Genomic DNA, 2,164 nt, shown 5'->3' on the forward strand with positions numbered 1-2,164 from the left:
CATTTAAGACGGAGGGGGGCGGGTGATCTGCCTATATTCAGCACCCGCGTGGGGGCCCTTGGTGCAGCAGAGAGACGAGCTGTGGCACCAGGTTCAGCAGGCCCTCCAGGCCCGGTTCAGTAAACCCACCTTCGAAACCTGGATCCGTCCGGCCCGTTGTCTGGGGATGGAGGCTGACGTCCTGCTGCTCGAGGCGCCCAACAGTTTCGCCTGCGGCTGGCTGCGTAAAAACTATCTCGACACCATCGAGGCTGTGGCCAGCGAACTCGCTGGTCGGCCGCTGCGCATTCAGATCGGCACCGCCGCCCCCGACGAGCACCTTGCCGATCAGCCCGGCTCCAACGGGGCGACCCCTGCAGCGGCTCCGGTTCAGACAGCCCGTGGCACCACCGCCAATGGCAGACCCGGCCCTGCCGGATCGCCAGGCAGTGGGCTCAACCCCCGCTACGTGTTCAACCGCTTCGTGGTGGGCCCCAACAGCCGCATGGCCCATGCCGCGGCCCTGGCGGTGGCGGAGGCCCCCGGCCGGGAGTTCAACCCCCTGTTCATCTGCGGCGGGGTGGGGCTGGGCAAGACCCATCTGATGCAGGCCATCGGCCACTACCGCCTGGAGATCAATCCGGAGGCCAGGGTGTTCTATGTGTCCACCGAAACCTTCACCAACGACCTGATCCAGGCGATCCGCAAGGACGGCATGCAGGCCTTCCGCGACCGCTACCGCGCTGCCGATCTGATCCTGGTGGATGACATCCAGTTCATCGAGGGCAAGGAGTACACCCAGGAGGAGTTCTTCCACACCTTCAACGCCCTGCACGAGGCCGGCCGCCAGGTGGTGATCGCCTCCGATCGGCCCCCCAACCAGATCCCGCGCCTGCAGGAGCGGCTGATCTCGCGCTTCTCGATGGGATTGATCGCCGACATCCAGGCCCCGGACCTGGAAACGCGCATGGCGATCCTGCACAAGAAGGCCGAACAGGAGCAGATGGCCCTGCCCCGCGATTTGATCCAGTTCATCGCCGGGCGCTTCACCTCCAACATCCGCGAGCTGGAGGGGGCCCTCACCCGGGCCGTGGCCTTCGCCTCGATCACCGGTCTGCCGATGACGGTGGAGTCGGTGGCGCCGATGCTCGATCCGGCCGGCAGGGACGTGGAGGTGAAGCCCGAGCAGGTGCTTGAGAAGGTGTCGGAGGTGTTCGGCGTGGGGGGCGATGAAATGCGCAGCCCCAGCCGCAAGCGGGCCGTGAGCCAGGCCCGCCAGGTGGGCATGTATCTGATGCGCCACAGCACCAACCTCTCGCTGCCGCGCATCGGTGAGGTGTTCGGCGGCAAGGATCACTCCACCGTGATGTATGCGGTGGAGCAGATCGAAAAGAAGCTCCATGCCGATCCCTCCCTGGCCCGGCAGGTGCAGCAGGTGCGCGACCTGCTGCAGATCGACTCGCGCAAGCGCCGTTGAGGACCCCGGGGCCTCAGTTGCAGCCCTGCACCGAGATGCGGTAGCTGAAGCCCAGGGCCCCGGGGTCGTTGCTGGCACCCACCTTGAAATTCATCTGGCTGGCCTGCTTGCCGGGCACCGCGGCAAACGGTCCGAACTCCTTACCGGTGCCGATTGGGGGAGTCATGCTGGCGTTGATCACCTGCAGGCTGGTGCCGTCCGTGAACTTCATGTAGCCCTCCACCGGATATTCGGCGTTGGCATCCGAGGAGTTGGCCGTGAAGAAGAACTTGTACTTCTGGTAGGGACGGTCCACGATGAAATCAGTGTTCCAGTTCGTGCGGGCCAGCAGCTTGGCGCGGCTCACGGTCTTGGACACCACGGGGGTCTGGCCGTCGCCACCGATGGGTTGCAGGAAGCTGCAGGTTTCGGCCTGCACCGTGGTGGCGGAGGCCAGCGCGAGGGTGAGGGCGGCGGCTGAGCCGCCGACCAGAGACTGCAGACGCTGCTTGCTGGACGACTGGATCACTGCGAAGGAATCCTGCACTGCAGGGCTGAAGGGGTTCGCCATCGAGCGTAGATCGCGATCTGGAGGTGGGCTGTTGTCTGCTGACACCGCGAGGCTGGCCGCTCTCTGTGCCTTCCGCCCGGAGATCCTCATGGGGCCGGGTAAGGTCGAGAGATACCTTGCTGTTCCCCCATGTCCAGCATGAAGCAACGTCGCTCTTC

Annotated in this window: 2 protein-coding genes; one reads left to right on the forward strand and one right to left on the reverse strand. The window is 65.4% G+C overall.

Translation table 11 applies throughout. The features are described from left to right. Positions 1–61: 61 nt before the first annotated feature. Positions 62–1,456, forward strand: coding sequence for a chromosomal replication initiator protein DnaA (gene dnaA, locus IQ216_RS13580; protein WP_193815890.1), 1,395 nt, complete (start codon positions 62–64; stop codon positions 1,454–1,456). A 13-nt stretch (positions 1,457–1,469) separates the two neighbouring features. Here dnaA and IQ216_RS13585 read toward each other — a convergent pair whose 3' ends face one another. Continuing rightward, positions 1,470–2,006 (reverse strand): hypothetical protein, encoded by a 537-nt coding sequence (locus tag IQ216_RS13585; protein ID WP_228007536.1) that lies wholly within the window; start codon positions 2,004–2,006, stop codon positions 1,470–1,472. Positions 2,007–2,164 lie beyond the last annotated feature (158 nt).

Origin of the sequence: Cyanobium sp. LEGE 06143 (assembly GCF_015207535.1) — a bacterium.
In the GTDB taxonomy this organism is placed as follows: domain Bacteria; phylum Cyanobacteriota; class Cyanobacteriia; order PCC-6307; family Cyanobiaceae; genus NIES-981.

Excerpts from the sequence above, each read along its gene's own strand:
- IQ216_RS13585 (WP_228007536.1), bottom strand. The coding sequence starts at position 2,006 with ATGGCGAACCCCTTCAGCCCTGCAGTGCAGGATTCCTTCGCAGTGATC.